Origin of the sequence: Streptosporangium sp. NPDC006013 (assembly GCF_040614275.1) — a bacterium.
Taxonomy (GTDB): domain Bacteria; phylum Actinomycetota; class Actinomycetes; order Streptosporangiales; family Streptosporangiaceae; genus Streptosporangium.
On sequence record NZ_JBEXUE010000207.1, the window covers coordinates 1 to 16898 of the forward strand.

General features: G+C 70.3%; 18 protein-coding genes. 15 read left to right on the plus strand and 3 right to left on the minus strand.

Going from position 1 to position 16898, the window contains the following annotated elements; genetic code table 11:
* The 5 genes from ABZ260_RS27840 to ABZ260_RS27860 form a co-directional block, all read left to right on the plus strand.
* The coding region (locus ABZ260_RS27840; RefSeq protein ID WP_355623503.1) for a branched-chain amino acid ABC transporter permease at positions 1-617 on the plus strand (617 nt) is incomplete at its 5' end.
* Positions 614-1576, plus strand: a complete 963-nt coding sequence (locus ABZ260_RS27845) for a branched-chain amino acid ABC transporter permease (RefSeq protein WP_350918949.1) — start codon at positions 614-616, stop codon at positions 1574-1576. The genes ABZ260_RS27840 and ABZ260_RS27845, both read left to right, overlap by 4 nt.
* Positions 1573-2469 carry an ABC transporter ATP-binding protein gene (locus ABZ260_RS27850; protein ID WP_355623506.1) on the plus strand — a complete coding sequence of 299 codons (897 nt, stop codon included), beginning with the start codon at positions 1573-1575 and terminating at the stop codon, positions 2467-2469. The genes ABZ260_RS27845 and ABZ260_RS27850 overlap by 4 nt, the downstream gene beginning before the upstream one ends.
* Positions 2462-3169 carry an ABC transporter ATP-binding protein gene (locus ABZ260_RS27855; protein WP_350918955.1) on the plus strand — a complete coding sequence of 236 codons (708 nt, stop codon included), beginning with the start codon at positions 2462-2464 and terminating at the stop codon, positions 3167-3169. Before ABZ260_RS27850 ends, ABZ260_RS27855 begins: the two co-directional genes overlap by 8 nt.
* 179 nt (positions 3170-3348) lie before the next feature.
* A complete protein-coding gene (locus ABZ260_RS27860) occupies positions 3349-4014 on the plus strand; it encodes a GntR family transcriptional regulator (RefSeq protein WP_355623510.1) in 666 nt (221 codons plus the stop codon).
* A 9-nt stretch (positions 4015-4023) separates the two neighbouring features.
* Here the strand turns inward: ABZ260_RS27860 and ABZ260_RS27865 are convergent, their stop codons facing one another.
* From ABZ260_RS27865 to ABZ260_RS27875, 3 genes are all read right to left on the minus strand, one after another.
* Entirely contained in the window at positions 4024-4926 is a 903-nt protein-coding gene (locus ABZ260_RS27865) for a DMT family transporter (RefSeq protein ID WP_355623513.1), read from the minus strand.
* A 145-nt stretch (positions 4927-5071) separates the two neighbouring features.
* Entirely contained in the window at positions 5072-5881 is an 810-nt protein-coding gene (locus tag ABZ260_RS27870; RefSeq protein ID WP_355623516.1) for an ABC transporter permease, read from the minus strand.
* Positions 5882-5910: 29 nt separating this feature from the next.
* Complete coding sequence (locus tag ABZ260_RS27875; RefSeq protein ID WP_355623519.1) at positions 5911-6819, minus strand: ABC transporter ATP-binding protein; 909 nt, start codon at positions 6817-6819, stop codon at positions 5911-5913.
* 246 nt (positions 6820-7065) lie between these two features.
* Between ABZ260_RS27875 and ABZ260_RS27880 the strand changes: the two genes are divergently transcribed.
* The 10 genes from ABZ260_RS27880 to ABZ260_RS27925 all read left to right on the plus strand — a co-directional run.
* Positions 7066-8298, plus strand: a complete 1233-nt coding sequence (locus tag ABZ260_RS27880) for a multidrug effflux MFS transporter (RefSeq protein WP_355623522.1) — start codon at positions 7066-7068, stop codon at positions 8296-8298.
* Between the two features lie 104 nt (positions 8299-8402).
* Positions 8403-9194 carry a metalloregulator ArsR/SmtB family transcription factor gene (locus tag ABZ260_RS27885; RefSeq protein WP_355623536.1) on the plus strand — a complete coding sequence of 264 codons (792 nt, stop codon included), beginning with the start codon at positions 8403-8405 and terminating at the stop codon, positions 9192-9194.
* Positions 9191-10603, plus strand: a complete 1413-nt coding sequence (gene sufB, locus ABZ260_RS27890) for a Fe-S cluster assembly protein SufB (RefSeq protein ID WP_355623525.1) — start codon at positions 9191-9193, stop codon at positions 10601-10603. The genes ABZ260_RS27885 and sufB overlap by 4 nt, the downstream gene beginning before the upstream one ends.
* Positions 10603-11724: a Fe-S cluster assembly protein SufD gene (gene sufD / locus ABZ260_RS27895; RefSeq protein ID WP_355623528.1), complete on the plus strand. Its 1122-nt coding sequence runs from the start codon at positions 10603-10605 to the stop codon at positions 11722-11724. The genes sufB and sufD overlap by 1 nt, the downstream gene beginning before the upstream one ends.
* On the plus strand, positions 11721-12038 hold the full coding sequence (locus ABZ260_RS27900) for a non-heme iron oxygenase ferredoxin subunit (protein WP_030904850.1): 318 nt from the start codon (positions 11721-11723) through the stop codon (positions 12036-12038). Before sufD ends, ABZ260_RS27900 begins: the two co-directional genes overlap by 4 nt.
* 2 nt (positions 12039-12040) lie before the next feature.
* The gene (gene sufC, locus ABZ260_RS27905; protein ID WP_030904847.1) at positions 12041-12814 is read left to right on the plus strand and encodes a Fe-S cluster assembly ATPase SufC; all 774 of its coding nucleotides are present in this window, start codon (positions 12041-12043) and stop codon (positions 12812-12814) included.
* On the plus strand, positions 12814-14076 hold the full coding sequence (locus ABZ260_RS27910; protein WP_350918979.1) for a cysteine desulfurase: 1263 nt from the start codon (positions 12814-12816) through the stop codon (positions 14074-14076). Before sufC ends, ABZ260_RS27910 begins: the two co-directional genes overlap by 1 nt.
* 118 nt (positions 14077-14194) lie before the next feature.
* The gene (gene sufU, locus ABZ260_RS27915; RefSeq protein ID WP_350918982.1) at positions 14195-14632 is read left to right on the plus strand and encodes a Fe-S cluster assembly sulfur transfer protein SufU; all 438 of its coding nucleotides are present in this window, start codon (positions 14195-14197) and stop codon (positions 14630-14632) included.
* Positions 14629-15003, plus strand: coding sequence for a metal-sulfur cluster assembly factor (locus ABZ260_RS27920; RefSeq protein ID WP_355553292.1), 375 nt, complete (start codon positions 14629-14631; stop codon positions 15001-15003). Before sufU ends, ABZ260_RS27920 begins: the two co-directional genes overlap by 4 nt.
* Before the next feature lie 367 nt (positions 15004-15370).
* Positions 15371-16898, plus strand: a 1528-nt coding sequence (locus ABZ260_RS27925; protein ID WP_355623533.1) for a DEAD/DEAH box helicase, incomplete at its 3' end; no start/stop codon positions are given.

Below are 16898 nucleotides of genomic sequence, written 5' to 3' on the forward strand. Positions count from 1 at the left end.
GCCGCGCCCCGCGGCTGTCCCTGCTGATCACCGCCGTCGGCGCCTCCTTCGCCCTGGAGTACGGGATGCGCGCGGTGGCCGGGGCCGACCCCCGGGTCTACCCGGTGCGGCTGGGCGGTACCTCGCTGGAGGTCCTCGGCGCCAGGATCACCCCGCAGCAACTCGTCCTGATCGGCGTGGCGGTGCTGCTGATGGCCGGGCTCAACCTGCTGGTCACCCGGACCCGCGAGGGCAGGGCGATGCGGGCCATCGCGCTGGATCCGCGTACCAGCGCGCTGATGGGCATCGACGTCAACGTGGTGATCTCCCGCGCCTTCTTCGTCGGCTCGGCCCTGGCGGGGGCCGCGGGCGTGATGGCGGGGGCCTACTACGGGAAGATCGACTTCATGATGGGCTTCCTGATCGGCCTCAAGGCCTTCACGGCGGCGGTCATCGGCGGTATCGGCAACATCCCCGGCACCATGCTCGGCGGCCTGCTCCTCGGGCTGCTGGAGTCGTTCGGCACGTTCTGGCTGGGCGGCGAGTGGCGGGACGTGTTCGCCTTCGGGGTGCTGATCCTGTTCTTGACGGTGCGGCCCACCGGCCTGCTCGGCGAGCGTGTGACGGAGCGGGTGTGAGCGCGACCAAGGTCCGCCGTCTCGGCACGGACTCACCGCCCAGCAGGGCCTCGAAGCTGCTGCAGAACCGCCGGGCCGGGCTCGCGGGGCTGCTGGTCGCGCTGCTGGCCCCCTTCGTCGACGCCACGCCGTACGCGCTGTCGGTCATGACCAGCGCGGCCATCGCGGTGATGCTCGCCGCCGGGCTGAACATCGTGGTCGGCTACTGCGGCCTGCTCGACCTGGGCTACGTCGCCTTCTTCGCGGTCGGCGCCTACACCAGCGGGGTGCTGGCCACCCGCCTGGAGTTGCCCCTGCTCGCCACGGTGCCCGCCGTGATCGTGGTCACGGTCGTCGCCGGGATCGTCATCGGCGCGCCGACGCTGCGGCTGCGCAGTGACTACCTCGCCATCGTGACGCTCGGCTTCGGGGAGATCATCCGGATCACCGCCAACAACCTGGACGTCACCGGCGGCCCCTCGGGCATCTACGGCATCCCGCACCTGGTCGAAGGTCCGGTGGCCTTCTACTACCTCACCGTGGTCGTCGTCTCGCTGGCCGTCCTCGGCGCGGCCAGGCTGGGCCGCTCCCGCCTGGGCCGGGCCTGGCGCTTCGTCCGGGAGGACGAGGACGCGGCCGAGGCGATGGGCGTGCACACCTACCGGGTCAAGCTCGCCGCCTACGTGGCGGGGGCGGTCTGGGGCGGCCTGGCCGGGGTGCTGTTCGCCGCGCACCTGTCGGCCATCTCGCCGGGCAGCTTCACCTTCCTGTCGTCGGCGCTGGTGCTGATGGCCGTGGTCCTCGGCGGCATGGGCTCGATGCCCGGCGTCGTCGTCGGGGCCGTCGTGATCAGCATCCTGCCGGAGATCCTGCGCGACCTCGCCGACTACCGGTTCTTCCTTTTCGGCGTCCTGCTCATCGCCTTCATGCTGCTGCGCCCGCAGGGGCTCTGGCCGGCCCGTTCCAAGGAGGTCCCTTGAGCCTGCTGAGTGTGGCCGACCTGCGCCTGTCCTTCGGCGGGCTGGTGGCCATCGACGGCCTGTCGTTCTCGGTGGGCGAGGCGGAGATCGTCTCGGTGATCGGGCCCAACGGGGCGGGCAAGACGTCGGCCTTCAACTGCGTCACCGGCTTCTACCGGCCCACCTCGGGCCGGATCACCCTGCGCGGAAGGGACCTGCCCGGACTGCGGCCCTCGGCCATCGCGGGCCTGGGCGTCGCGCGGACCTTCCAGAACCTGCGCCTGTTCGGCGAGCTGTCGGTCCTGGACAACGTGCGCGCCGGATCGCACCTGTGGTTGCGCCAGAGCGTCCTGGACGCCCTGCTGCACACCCCGCGCTACCGGCGCTCCGAGCGCGAGTGCACCGAGCAGGCACACCACTGGCTGGACTTCGTCGGCCTGCGCGGCGACCGGTACGGGCAGGCCAGAGCCCTGCCCTACGGCGAGCAGCGCCGCACCGAGATCGCCCGTGCCCTGGCCCGCCGGCCCGACCTGCTGCTGCTCGACGAGCCCGCGGCCGGGCTCAACCACGGCGAGAAGGCCGAGATGCTCGACCTGATCCGGCGCATCCAGGCGCTCGGCGTGGCCATCGTGCTCATCGAACACGACATGGGGCTGGTCATGGAGGTCTCCGAGCGCGTGGTCGTGCTCAACTTCGGCAGGGAGATCGCCGACGGCCGCCCTGAGGACGTCCGGCGCGACCCGGCGGTCATTGAGGCATACCTCGGCGGCGATCCCGCCGCCCTGGAGGAGACCGTGCTGGGGGAGACCGTGCTGGAGGAGGAGATCGCGGGGCAGGACGCCCGGGGGAAGGACAGCGCGGGGAAGGGCGGTTCGGGGAAAGAGGACTCGGCCGGGAGCGACGCGCATGCTTGACATCGACGGGCTGGACGTCCACTACGGCGGCGTGCACGCCCTGCGCGGCCTGTCCCTCGGCGTCGCCGAGGGCGAGATCGTCGCCCTGCTGGGCAACAACGGCGCGGGCAAGACCACCACGCTGGCCGCGGTCTCGGGGCTGTTGCGCCCCAGCGGCGGCAGGGTGCTCTTCGACGGCCATGAGATCACCGGCCGGAAGCCGCACAGGATCACCGCCCGCGGCCTGGTGCACGTCCCCGAGGGCCGCAGGATCTTCAGCACGCTCAGCGTCCACGAGAATCTCCAGCTGGGTGGCTACCTGGTCCGTGACCAGGCGGAGATCCGCAGGCGGATCGAGCACGTGTACGAGCTGCTGCCCCGCCTGGCCGAGCGGCGCGCCCAGCAGGGGGGCACGCTGTCGGGCGGCGAGCAGCAGATGCTCGCCATCGGCAGGGCACTGGTCACCGGACCCCGGTTGCTGCTGCTGGACGAGCCGTCCATGGGCCTGGCACCGCTGGTCGTCGCCTCGGTCATGAAACTCATCGCGGGCATCAACGCCGAGGGCACCTCGGTGCTGCTCGTCGAGCAGAACGCCGTCGCCGCCCTCGGGATCGCGCACCGTGGTTACGTGATCGAGAACGGCGAGTGCGTCCTCGACGGACCCGCCGCCGAGCTCCGCCGGGACCCCCGGGTGGCCGAGGCCTACCTCGGCGGGGGCTAGGGAGGCGGGGCCGCCGCCGGTGCAGTGCCTTCCGGATGAGGGCACCGGGTGTTCGGGAGCACGCGCATGGCCTGGGAGGATGTGAAGGTGGCGGGCTCGGCCCACCAGGTGTGGACACGAGCGACACGAGAGGGCTGGGGATGGCTCCTAGGGCGGACGGCCGGCCCGACCTGCCGGCTGTGAGTGAGCGGCAGAGCCTGCGGGAGCAGGTGGCGCACGCGCTCAGGGCGGCACTGATCACCGGTGAGATGAGACCCGGCATGGTCTACTCCGCCCCGGCCCTCGCCGCCCAGTTCGGCGTCTCGGCGACCCCGGTGCGCGAGGCGATGCTCGACCTGGCCAAGGAGGGCCTGGTCGAGGCGGTGCGCAACAAGGGCTTCCGGGTCACCGAGCTGTCCGAGCGCGACCTGGACGAGCTGACCGAGCTCCGCAGGCTGATCGAGGTGCCCACGGTGTCGCAACTGGCCGGCAGACCGGCCGGCAGACCGGCCGGCACCGTGGGCGCGCCGAACTTCGAGGCGCTCCGCCCGCAGGCCCAGGCGATCGTCGACGCGGCCGAGCGCGGCGACCTGCTCGGTTACGTCGACGCCGACATCCGCTTTCACCTGGACCTGCTCGCCCTGGCGGGCAACTCCCACCTCGTGGAGGTGGTCCGCGACCTGCGCAACCGGGCCCGTCTGTACGGCCTGTCCGCCCTGCACCAACGGGGAGGCCTGGTCGACTCCGCCCGCGAGCACCTCACGCTGCTCGACCTGCTCTCGGCGGGAGACGTGAGCGGTACCGAGCGGCTGATGCGCGAGCACATCCGGCACGTACGCGGCATCTGGGCCAGCCGCCCCGAGTAGCGGCGCGGGTCAGCGCGAGCCGCGGGTGGCGCCGACACTGGCGATGACCACGCAGCCGATGGCGGCCCACTCGCGTACCTGGAGCACCTCGCCCAGTACCAGCAGGCCGACCAGCGCGGCCGCCGCGGGCTCCAGGCTCATCAGGATGCCGAAGACCCGCTTGGGCATCCTGCGCAGCGCCTCCAGCTCTATCGAGTAGGGGATGACCGACGACAGCAGGCCCACCCCGACACCGATCAGCAGCAGTTCGGGCCGGAGCAGGTCGGCGCCGCCCGAGGTGATCCCGAAGGGGGCGATCAGCACGAAGGAGATGATCATCGCCAGGGAGAGGCCGGTGGCCCCGGGGAAGCGCCGGCCGACCGAGGCAGCCAGCAGGATGTAGCCGGCCCAGCAGGCCCCCGCGACCAGGGCGAAGGCGATTCCGGCCCAGCTGATCCTGGAGGCCGAGGTGCCCCACGGGGCCAGCAGCACCACGCCGGAGGCGGCGAGCACGACCCAGAGCAGGTCGAGGCGGCGGCGCGAGGCCGCCACCGCGACACCGAGCGGCCCGAGGAACTCGATCGCCACCGCGATGCCCATGGGCAGCCGGGCCAGCGCCTCGTAGAACGACAGGTTCATCAGGCCAAGCGTCAGGCCGAAGGCCGTGCCCGCCGCGAGGTCCGCCCGGGTCAGTCCCTTCAGCCGGGGCCTGGCGATCATCCCCATGATCAGCGCACCCGTCGCGATCCGCAGGAACACCACCGCGCTCGGTGGCAGCTGGGAGAACAGGTCCTTGGCGAAACCCGCGCCCACCTGCACCGACAGGATGGCCAGCAGCACCAGCCCGGAGGGCGGGATGGCGTCGGAGGCGGCCCTCAGCAGCGCTCCCGGTCTGCGGGGCTCGGCGGGCCCAGGCAGGGCTTCGGCGGTCACGACACTCCTTGTGCCAGGCGCAAAATAGTTAATGGCACCTTACTTACCGGGGGCTCCCGTTTTCAGCGACGTCCGCGATGCGAGACGGGCTCAGGAAAAAGGACGGCCGCCATGGGACGGGCCACCACGAACCGGAGAGGTCACGTCATTCCCAGCGGAAGGTTCGCGAGGTCAGGAAGAGCGACACCGCGGCCCACGCCGCGAGGACCGCCAGCGCGGCGAGAGGCGGTCCCGCCCCCTCGCTCAGGACCGCGCGGAGCCCGCCGCTCAGCGCGGAGATCGGCAGCGACTCCAGCACCGGCCGTACCGACTCGGGGAACCTGGTCAGCGGGAAGGCGATCCCGCCGCAGGCGAGCAGGACCAGGTAGACCAGGTTCGCCGCGGCGAGCGTGGCCTCGGCGCGCAGCGTGCCGGCCATCAGCAGGCCGAGCCCGCTGAACGCGGCGGTGCCCAGCACGACCAGCAGCAGCACCGCGAGCGGCGAGCCCGCCGGGCGCCAGCCCAGGGCGAGCGCCACCCCGCAGATGACCGTGACCTGGATGACCTCCACGGCGATCACCGCGAGCGTCTTGGCCAGCATCAGCCCGGTCCGCGACAGCGGGGTCGCGCCCAGCCGCTTCAGCACGCCGTAGCGGCGTTCGAAGCCCGTCGCGATGGCCTGCCCGGTGAAGGCGGTGGACATCACGGCCAGCGCGAGCACTCCGGGGGCCATGAAGTCGATGCGGGAACCGCCGCCCACGTCGATGATCGGGGCGACTGAGAGGCCGACGAGCAGCAGCACCGGGATGATCATCGTGAGCAGCAGCTGCTCGCCGTTGCGGAGCATCGCCTGGATCTCCGCGCCCGTCTGGGCCGCCACCATCCGGCGCAGCGGCGCGGCTCCGGGGGCCGGGGTGAGGTCCAGGGTGGTCAAGCGGCTCTCCTGTGGTCTGGCTCGGGCCGCGCCCGGATCCATGCGTGGTGAGGGGGTGGGTGCCGGGAGCGTCACCGGAGCTCGCGCCCGGTCAGCTCCAGGAAGACGTCTTCCAGGGTACGCCGCTCGATGCTGAGGTCGTCGGTGCTCACGCCCTCGGCGGCGCACCAGGTCGTCACGGTGGCCAGCAGGCCGGGCACGACCTGACCCTCGATGATGTAGTGCCCCGCCGGTGACTCCTTGGCCGAGCTGCCGACGGGCAGCGCGGCGAGCAACTCGTCCAGGCAGAGCCCGGGGCGGGCACGGAAGCGCAGTTGCCGCTCGGCACCGGTGAGGGAGGAGGGGGTGCCCTCGGCGACCACCCGGCCGCGGTCGATGATCACGATCTGGTCGGAGAGCTTCTCCGCCTCGTCCATGTGGTGGGTGGTGAGCACCACCGAGACCCCGCTCGCGCGCAGCTCGCGTACCAGCTCCCAGCAGGCGTGCCTGGCCTGCGGGTCCAGGCCCGCGGTCGGCTCGTCGAGAAAGACCAGCTCGGGGCGGCCGATGACCGCTCCGGCCAGCGACACGCGCTGCTGCTGGCCGCCGGAGAGCCTCCGGTACGGGGTGCGGGCGTGCTCGGTCAGCCCCAGCCGTTCCAGCAGCGCCGCGGGATCGAGCGGGTGGGCGTGGAAGCGGGCCATCAGCCGCAGCCACTGCCCACAGCGGGTCGCCGGGGGAACGCCGCCCGCCTGGAGCATCACCCCGACCCTGGCCCGCAGCTCCGGCCTGGACGGATCGAGTCCGAGCACCTTCACCCTGCCGCCGTCGGCCCGGCGGAATCCCTCGCAGATCTCCAGCGTGGAGGTCTTGCCGGCCCCGTTGGGGCCCAGCACGGCGGTGACCGCGCCTCGGGCGGCATTGAAGGTCAGGCCGTCGATAGCGGTCGTTCCGCCGTATCTCTTGACCAGGTCGACGATCTCGACGGCTGGGGATTCCATGGCCACGAGTTTAGGGACCGCGGCTGCCGGTCATGTTCCCGGACCACGCGTCCGGGCCGCTCCATACCGGCCAGGAGTTCCGGCCCTGAGGCGCCAGGTGCTCCCAGAGGGCTTCTGCTGGTCAGTGCTTTGAGGTTCTTTCTGGGAAATTTCCTAAATCCAGGAATTCGGATGACCTGTTGATGGTTGGGACGCTTCGGCCCCTGCGGGCCCATCGTGGCCTGCGATCAAAAGGGGAGTACGGATATGACCGCCGTCATCGGCGAGTCGGACGTGGTGCCGGGCACGCGGCGCAGACTGTTGCTGATCATCCTGGGTGCGCTCTCCGCGATCGGTCCCCTGTCGATCGACATGTATCTGCCGGCCTTCCCGGCCATCGCCGCCGACCTGGGCACCGGGCAGGCACAGGTGCAGCTCACCCTCACCGCCTGCCTCATCGGGGTCTCCGCCGGGCAGGTCGTCGCCGGCCCGCTCAGCGACGTGCGCGGCCGGCGGGGGCCGCTGCTGCTCGGCATCCTCGCCTACGCCGTCGCCTCGCTGCTTTGCGCCTTCTCGCCCTCGGTGTACGGGCTGGTCGGGTTGCGCCTGCTCCAGGGCATCGCGGGCGGCGCCGCACTGGTGATCGTCCGCGCGGTCGTCCGGGACCTGTACGAGGGGGCGGCCATCGCCCGCATCTTCGCCACCCTCATGCTGGTGACCGGCCTCGCGCCGATCCTGGCCCCGCTCGCGGGCGCGCAGCTGCTCAACCACACCTCCTGGCGGGGCGTCTTCGTCGCGCTGAGCGTCGCCGGCCTGCTGCTGCTGGCCGCCGCGCTGTCCGGGGTGCACGAGACGCTCCCCGCGGACCAGCGTGAGGGCGGGGGGCTGCGGCACACCCTCGTCACCTTCCGGCACCTGTTCGGCGATCGGTCCTTCATGGCCCCCGCCCTGGCCGGAGGGCTGGGCTTCGCGGGCATGTTCGCCTACATCTCCGGATCGCCCTTCGTGCTCCAGGAGGTCTACGAGACCTCGGCGCAGACCTTCTCCCTGGTGTTCGGGCTGAACGCCCTGGGGCTGACCGTCACCGCGCAGATCGGCGGGCGCCTCGCGGGGCGCCGGATCGCCCCGGCCCGGCTGATCCTGATCGGACTGTTCACGAGCGTGGCCGGAGCCGTGATGCTGCTCGCCACGGCGCTGTTCCACCTGCCCCTGCCGGTGCTGGTCGCCGCGCTGTTCGTGATCATGTGTGGTGCGGGCTTCGTCATGCCCGGCAGCGCCGCGCTCGCCCTGGCCGGCCAGCCCCCGCAGATCGCCGGGAGTGCGGCCGCGCTGACGGGTGTGCTGCAGTTCGCGCTCGGCGCGCTCGCCGCACCGCTGGTGGGCCTGGGGGGCGAGGGCTCCGCGTTGCCGATGGCCGTCGTGCTGGCCGGTTTCACCCTCGTCTCGCTCCTGGCCTTCACCGGGCTGCGAGGAGGCGCGCAGAATGTTTCCGCAGGTTAGGTAAGCCTTGCCTGCGTGACAAATCGCATTTGAGGCGGCTGAACATTGGTTTGTAACTCGGGAAGCAATTACGGCACACTGATGTTGTGAAATACGTGACCGGGATGCAGGGCACCGAGGGAGCCGCCATCGTGCGGCCCTCCGCCGTGTCCGCCGAGCGCAGCACGCGAGCGCGTGTCGCCCGGCTCATCCTGGAGCACGGGCCCGTCACCGCCGCCGCTCTCGGCGAGCGGCTGGGTCTCACCCCCGCAGCGGTCCGCAGGCACCTGGACGCACTGCTGGCCGAGGGAATGGCCGAGACGCGTACCGCCAGGCCACGAGGCCAGCGCGGGCGTGGCCGGCCTGCCAAGCTGTTCGCCATAACGGACGCCGGACGGAGCGCTTTCGAGCACGCCTACGACGGTCTCGCCGGGAGCGCGCTGCGTTTCCTGGCCGAGCGCGTGGGCGAGGAGGCCGTCGCGGAGTTCGCCCGATCACAGGTGGCCGGCCTGGTCGCCCGCCTGCGGCCGGAGATGCGCGAGGTCCCCGCCGACCAGCGGGTGCGCGTCCTGGCCGAGGCGCTGTCGGCCGACGGCTACGCCGCCTCGGCGAGCAAGGCCAGCCTCGGCGGTGAACAGCTGTGTCAGCACCACTGCCCGGTGGCGCACGTGGCCGCGGAGTTCCCGCAGCTGTGCGAGGCCGAGACGGAGGCGTTCGCGCGCATCCTCGACACTCCCGTGCAGCGGCTCGCGACCATCGCCCACGGTGACGGCGTGTGCACCACACATGTGAGTCCCCACCGGGATTCCGGGCCGGGCGCGAGGGAGCGCGCGGCGAACACCCCGGCATCCACGCCGGTGCGATCACCAGCAACCCACGAAACGATCGACATATCGAGCAAGGAGACCGGAAGGTGACTGTCACCGACCGCCCGGAGCTGGAAGGCCTCGGGAATTACAAGTTCGGCTGGGCCGACTCGGACGCCGCGGGAGCGACGGCCCGGCGCGGCCTGTCCGAAGAGGTCGTCCGCAATATCTCCGCGCTGAAGAACGAGCCGGAGTGGATGCTGGACCTTCGCCTGAAGGGGCTGCGCCTGTTCGGTAAGAAGCCCATGCCGAACTGGGGCTCCGACCTCAGCGGGATCGACTTCGACAACATCAAGTACTTCGTGCGCTCGACCGAGAAGCAGGCCGCCTCATGGGAGGACCTGCCCGACGACATCAAGAGCACCTACGACAAGCTCGGCATCCCCGAGGCGGAGAAGCAGCGCCTGGTCGCCGGCGTCGCCGCCCAGTACGAGTCCGAGGTGGTCTACCACAAGATCCGTGAGGACCTTGAGGAGAAGGGTGTCATCTTCGTTGACACCGACACCGCCCTCAAGGAGCACGAGGAGATCTTCAAGGAGTACTTCGGGACCGTGATCCCCGTCGGCGACAACAAGTTCGCCGCGCTGAACACGGCGACCTGGAGCGGCGGCAGCTTCATCTACGTGCCGCCGAACGTCAACGTGGAGATCCCGCTCCAGGCCTACTTCCGGATCAACACCGAGAACATGGGCCAGTTCGAGCGGACCCTGATCATCGTGGACGAGAACTCCTACGTCCACTACGTCGAGGGCTGCACCGCGCCGATCTACTCCTCGGACTCGCTGCACAGCGCGGTCGTGGAGATCATCGTGAAGAAGGGCGCGCGCTGCCGCTACACGACCATCCAGAACTGGTCGAACAACGTCTACAACCTGGTCACCAAGCGCGCCGTGGCGTACGAGGGCGCGACCATGGAGTGGGTCGACGGCAACATCGGTTCCAAGGTCACCATGAAGTACCCGGCCGTCTACCTGATGGGCGAGCACGCCAAGGGCGAGACCCTCAGCGTGGCCTTCGCCGGTGAGGGCCAGCACCAGGACGCCGGTTCCAAGATGGTGCACCTCGCACCGAACACCAGCTCCTCGGTGATCTCCAAGTCCGTCGCCAGGGGCGGCGGCCGCACCTCCTACCGCGGTCTGGTCCAGATCGAGGAGGGCGCCTACGGCAGTGCCAGCACCGTCAAGTGCGACGCGCTGCTCGTCGACCAGATCAGCCGCTCCGACACCTACCCCTACGTGGACGTGCGTGAGGACGACGTCTCCATGGGGCACGAGGCCACCGTCTCCAAGGTCTCCGACGACCAGCTCTTCTACCTGATGAGCCGCGGCATGGGCGAGGACGAGGCCATGGCGATGATCGTCCGGGGCTTCGTCGAGCCGATCGCCCGCGAGCTCCCGATGGAGTACGCCCTGGAGCTGAACCGCCTGATCGAACTGCAGATGGAAGGAGCCGTCGGCTGATGGGTCTCGACACCGCCAAACCCCTGTCGACGCTTCACGAGAAGACCTCGTACGACGTGGCGGACTTCGCGGTCCCGACCGGCCGGGAGGAGGAGTGGCGCTTCACCCCGCTCTCCCGGCTCAAGGGCCTGCACGAGGGCGTCGCGGCCTCCGCGAACGTGGTCGTGCACGTCGACGCCGCCCCCGAGGTCACCGTGGAGACCGTCGGCCGTGACGACGCACGGCTCGGCCGGGCCTACGTGCCCGCCGACCGGGTCAGCGCCCAGGCCTACGCCTCCTTCGAGAAGGCCACCGTGATCACGGTGGCGCGCGAGGTCGTCGCCTCCACCCCGACCGTGGTCACCCTCACCGGGTCCGGCCGGGGCGCCGCCTACGGCCACACGGTCGTGAAGCTGGAGCCGATGGCCGAGGCCGTGGTCGTCCTCGACCACCAGGGCAGCGCGCTCTACGCCGACAACGTCGAGTTCGTCGTGGGTGAGGGCGCCACGCTCAAGGTCATCAGCCTGCAGGACTGGGCGGACGACGCCGTGCACGTCTCCCACCACCACGCCCTGCTCGCCAAGGACGCGACCTTCCGCAGCTTCGTGGTCACCCTCGGCGGCGACCTGGTCCGGCTCTCCCCGTCGGTCTCCTACTCCGGTCCCGGCGGCGACGCCGAGCTGAACGGCCTCTACTTCGTCGACGCCGGCCAGCACCTGGAGCACCGCCTGCTCGTCGACCACTCCCGGCCCGGCTGCCGGAGCAACGTCGACTACCGTGGCGCGCTGCAGGGTCAGGACGCCCACGCGGTCTGGATCGGCGACGTCATCATCCGGGTCGAGGCCGAGGGCACCGACACCTACGAGCTCAACCGCAACCTGCTGCTCACCGACGGCGCTCGCGCCGACTCGGTGCCCAACCTGGAGATCCTCACCGGAGAGGTCACCGGTGCCGGCCACGCCAGCACCTCCGGCCGCCTCGACGACGAGCACCTCTTCTACCTGCAGGCCCGCGGGATCCCCTACGAGGACGCGCGTCGCCTCGTGATCAGGGGCTTCTTCGCGCAACTGGTGGAGAAGATCGAGGTCTCCGAGCTTCGCGAGCGGGTGCTCGCCCGGGTCGAGGCGGAGCTTGAGAAGTGACGTTCGAGAAGGTCTGCAAGCTCGCCGACATCCCCGACGAGGGCGTGATCGGCGTTGAGGTGGGCGAGACCCCCGTTGCCCTGGTCCGCCGGGGCGATGAGGTCTACGCGCTGCACGACGTGTGCTCCCACGCGGAGGTGAAACTCAGCGAGGGTGAGGTCTACGACGGCACCCTGGAGTGCTGGCTGCACGGTTCGTGCTTCGACCTGCGTTCGGGCAAGCCCACCGGTCCGCCCGCCATCAAGCCCGTCCCCGTCTACCGAGTCAAGATCGACGGCGATGACGTCCTCGTCTCGCTCTCGAAGGAGTCATAAAAGTGTCTGACACGAGCCGAGTTCCCTCGGGTTCCACCCTGGAGATCCGCGACCTGCACGTCAACGTCGCCGACAAGGAGATCCTGCGCGGCGTCAACCTGACCGTGCGGGCCGGCGAGACCCACGCCATCATGGGCCCCAACGGCTCGGGCAAGTCCACGCTCGCGTACGCGATCGCCGGTCACCCCAAGTACACGGTCACCGGTGGCCAGGTCCTGCTCGACGGGGTCGACCTGCTGGAGCTGACCGTCGACGAGCGCGCCCGCGCCGGGCTGTTCCTCGCCATGCAGTACCCGGTCGAGGTCCCCGGTGTCAGCGTCTCCAACTTCCTGCGCACCGCGGTCACCTCCGTCCGCGGCGAGGCCCCCAAGCTCCGCCAGTTCGCCAAGGACCTCAAGTCCGGCATGGACGCCCTGTCCATCGACGCGGCCTTCGCCCAGCGCAACGTCAACGAGGGCTTCTCCGGCGGTGAGAAGAAGCGCCACGAGATCCTCCAGCTGGAGCTGCTCAAGCCGAAGATCGCGGTGCTCGACGAGACCGACTCCGGCCTCGACGTCGACGCGCTGCGCGTGGTCTCCGAGGGGATCAACCGCTTCCGCTCGAACGGCGAGACCGGTGTGCTGCTCATCACCCACTACACCCGCATCCTGCGTTATGTGAAGCCGGACTTCGTCCACGTCTTCTCCGCGGGGCGGATCGTGGAGCAGGGCGGCCCCGAGCTCGCCGAGCGGCTTGAGAACGAGGGTTACGAGGCCTACACGAAGGCGTCGGCCTGATGGTGGACACCGGCCTTGACGTGGAGAGGATCAGGAAGGACTTCCCGGTCCTCTCCCGAGAGCTTCCCGGCGGCAGGCCGCTGATCTATCTCGACTCGGGCAACTCCGCGCAGAAGCCGACCCAGGTGGTCGAGGCGATGCGCGAGCACATGGCGATGCACTACGCCAACGTCGGCCGCGCCATGCACGCGCTGGGCGCCGAGTCCACCGAGGCGTACGAGAACGCCAGGGACAAGGTCGCCGCCTTCGTCGGCGCGCCCGACCGCGACGAGATCGTCTTCACCAAGAACGCCTCCGAGGCGCTCAACCTGGTGGCGTACGCCTTCGGTAACCCCATCGGTGAGGACCCGCGCTTCCGGCTCGGCCCCGGAGACGAGATCGTCATCTCCGAGATGGAGCACCACTCCAACATCGTGCCGTGGCAGATGCTCGCGCAGCGCACGGGTGCGACGCTGCGCTGGTTCTCCGTCACCGACTCCGGCCGCCTGGACCTGTCGAACCTCGACGAGCTCGTCACCGAGCGCACGAAGATCGTCTCGATCGTGCACCAGTCGAACGTGCTGGGCACGGTCAACCCGGTCGCCCCGGTGCTCGCCAGGGTCCGCGAGGTCGGCGCGCTGATGATGCTCGACGCCTCGCAGTCGGTGCCTCACCAGCAGGTGGACGTGGCCGCGCTGGGTGTCGACTTCCTGGCCTTCACCGGCCACAAGGTCGTCGGCCCCTCGGGGATCGGCGTGCTGTGGGCCCGCGGTGAGTTGCTTTCGGCCATGCCCCCGTTCCTGGGCGGCGGCGAGATGATCGAGGCGGTCTGGATGGACCGCTCGACCTACGCGCCCGCGCCGCACAAGTTCGAGGCGGGTACGCCGCCGATCGTCGAGGCGGTCGGCCTCGGTGCCGCGGTCGACTACCTGTCCGAGATCGGGATGGACGCCGTCGTCCGGCACGAGCACGAGCTCACCGCCTACGCGCTCGGCGCGCTGGGAGAGGTCCCGGGCCTGAAGGTGATCGGCCCGCTGGACCTCGCCGACCGCGGCGGCACCGTCTCGTTCACGCTGGAGGGGATTCACCCGCACGACGTCGGGCAGATCCTGGATGACAACTTCGGCGTGGCGGTGCGCGTGGGGCACCACTGCGCCCGTCCGCTCCATCTGCGATTCGGGATTCCCGCCACCACGCGGGCGTCCTTCTACCTGTACAACACAACGGCCGAGATCGACGCTCTGGTCCGCGGCCTCCACCACGTGCGGAAGGTGTTCGCCTAGTCATGCCCGAGCAGTCGAGCCGGCGGGCGAGCGAACGGCGGGCGCCACACGCCCACGGCACGGCGTCCGGCGACGCGCGAGCGTACGGCGCAGCGAACGAGAAGGTGAGCACGACCCTATGATCGCCGAGTCCATGTACCAGGAGCTGATCCTGGAGCACTACAAACACCCGCAGGGGAGGGGTCTTCGCGACCCGTACGACGCCGAGGTCCACCATGTGAACCCGACGTGCGGCGACGAGATCACCATGCGGGTGAAACTGGGCGACGGCGGCAAGGTCGAGGACGTCTCCTACGACGGGCAGGGCTGCTCCATCAGCCAGGCCGCGGCCTCGGTGCTGCACGAGCTGGCCACCGGCTCGACCGTCGACGACTCGCTCGGCGTCGTGGAGGAGTTCACCCGGCTCATGCAGGGCAGAGGAAAGATCGAGGCGGACGAGGACCTGCTGGGCGATGCCGTGGCCTTCGCCGGGGTCGCGAAGTTCCCCGCCCGGGTGAAGTGCGCGCTACTGGCCTGGATGGCCTACAAGGACGCGGTCGTGAGGAGCACGAAATGAGCAAGGCTGTTGAGACGCCGACCACGGCGTACGACGGGGACACCACCCATGACGAGGTCATGGAGGCCCTCAAGGACGTCGTGGACCCCGAACTCGGCATCAACGTCGTCGACCTGGGCCTGATCTACGGGCTCCACCTCGACCCCGCGGAGGGGGGCGAGGGGGACGCCCTGCCGGTCGCCACCATCGACATGACGCTGACCAGCGCGGCCTGCCCGCTGACCGACGTCATCGAGGACCAGGCGCACTCGGCCCTGGACGGCATGGTCTCCGACGTGAAGATCAACTGGGTCTGGCTCCCGCCGTGGGGCCCGGACAAGATCACCGATGAGGGCCGCGAGCAGCTCCGGATGCTCGGCTTCAACGTCTGAGACGTGGTCATCGGTACGGCTCGCACCCCCCGGGTTCGGGCCGTACCCAATTGTGTGAGAGGATCACGGAGGCCGGGAAGAAAAGCCCGGCCGGGAGTGTTGGCTCCAATCGACGGACAAGCGACCGGCTCACGCCGGACGCCCCGACCGAACTCGGCACTGCGAACGCCGGGTATGCTTGATCGTGGTTTGACTGCGTGCGGGTAAGCTAGACCCGCCCCGTGCGGTGCGCCTCGACTTGCACCGCACCACCGCCCCCCATGTGGGTGTTGATCAAGCGCGGCCTCAGGCCGCGCGTTCCAGGCTCGTCCTTTCGCAGAAGTGACGTGCCCCGTTCTTCTATCGAAAGGCACGAGTCTTCGTGACCATGCTTGACGCTGTTCTGCCCGAAATCACCGAAATCACCGAAATCTCCCAGGCCCCCGCAGGCACGTCCGAGTTCACCCTTCTCGGTCTGCCGAAGCCGCTGGTGACCGGTCTCTCCCGTGCGGGCATCGACAGTCCCTTCCCCATCCAGCGGGCCACGATCCCCGACATCCTCGCCGGCCACGACGTCCTGGGCCGCGGCCAGACCGGCTCGGGCAAGACGCTCGCCTTCGGCCTGCCCATGATGACCCGCATCGCCGGGGCCAAGGCGCGTCCCGGCCACCCGCTGGCCGTCGTGCTGGTGCCGACCCGCGAGCTCGCCATGCAGGTGACCGACGCGCTGGAGCCCCTCGGCCGTGGCCTGTCGCTGCGGATGAAGACCGTCGTCGGCGGTATGTCCATGGGCCGCCAGATCGAGGCGCTGCGCCGCGGTGTCGAGGTCGTCGTGGCCACCCCCGGCCGCCTGACCGACCTCATGCAGCAGGGCGAGTGCATGCTGGACGAGGTCCAGGTGACGATCCTCGACGAGGCCGACCACATGTGCGACCTCGGCTTCTTCCCGGTCGTCAGTGCGATCCTGCAGCAGACCCCGGCCGACAGCCAGCGCCTGCTCTTCTCCGCGACCCTCGACGGTGACGTGGACAAGCTCGTCCGCCGCTTCCTCACCAACCCGGTGACCCACTCCATGGCCCCGGCCGCCTCCTCGGTCGACACCATGGAGCACCACCTGCTGGAGGTGCACCGCGACGACAAGTTCCCGGTGACCGCCGAGATCGCCAACCGTGAGGGCCGGACCATCATCTTCGTGCGCACCCAGCACGGCGTGGACCGGCTGTGCAAGCAGCTCGCCCAGGTCGGCATCAAGGCCGGCGGCCTGCACGGCGGCAAGCGCCAGAACCAGCGCACCCGCATCCTGGCCGAGTTCAAGGAAGGCACGATCAACGTCCTGGTCTGCACGGACGTCGCGGCCCGCGGCATCCACGTCGACAACATCAGCCTCGTGCTGCACGTCGACCCGCCCCAGGACCACAAGAGCTACCTGCACCGCGGCGGCCGCACCGCCCGCGCCGGGGAGAAGGGCACCGTCATGACGCTGGTGCTCCCCAACGAGCGCCGCTCCACCGACGCGATGACCCGCCGCGCGGGCATCAAGCCGTTCCGCGCCAGGGTCACCCCGGGTCACCCGCGCCTGGAGGAGGTCGCCGGTGCGCGTACCCCCAGCGGCGAGCCGATCCCGGTCTGGGAGCCCTCGGCTCCGGCCAGCAGGCAGCGCCAGGGGCGCGGCGGCTTCGGCGGCAACGGTGGCGGGCGTGGCCCGCGTCGTTTCCGCTCCGAGCGTCCCGCCCACGGTGAGGGCCAGCAGCCCCGTGAGCGTTCCTTCGGTGACGACTCCCGTGGCGGCGGCCAGTACCGTTCCGAGCGCCCGGCCGGCGGCGGTTACCGCTCCGAGCGTCCCGCGGGCGTAGACGGCGTCGTGGAACCAGGCCGCCAGCCGTACCAGGTCCGGATGCTCGGCATGAGAGGCCAGG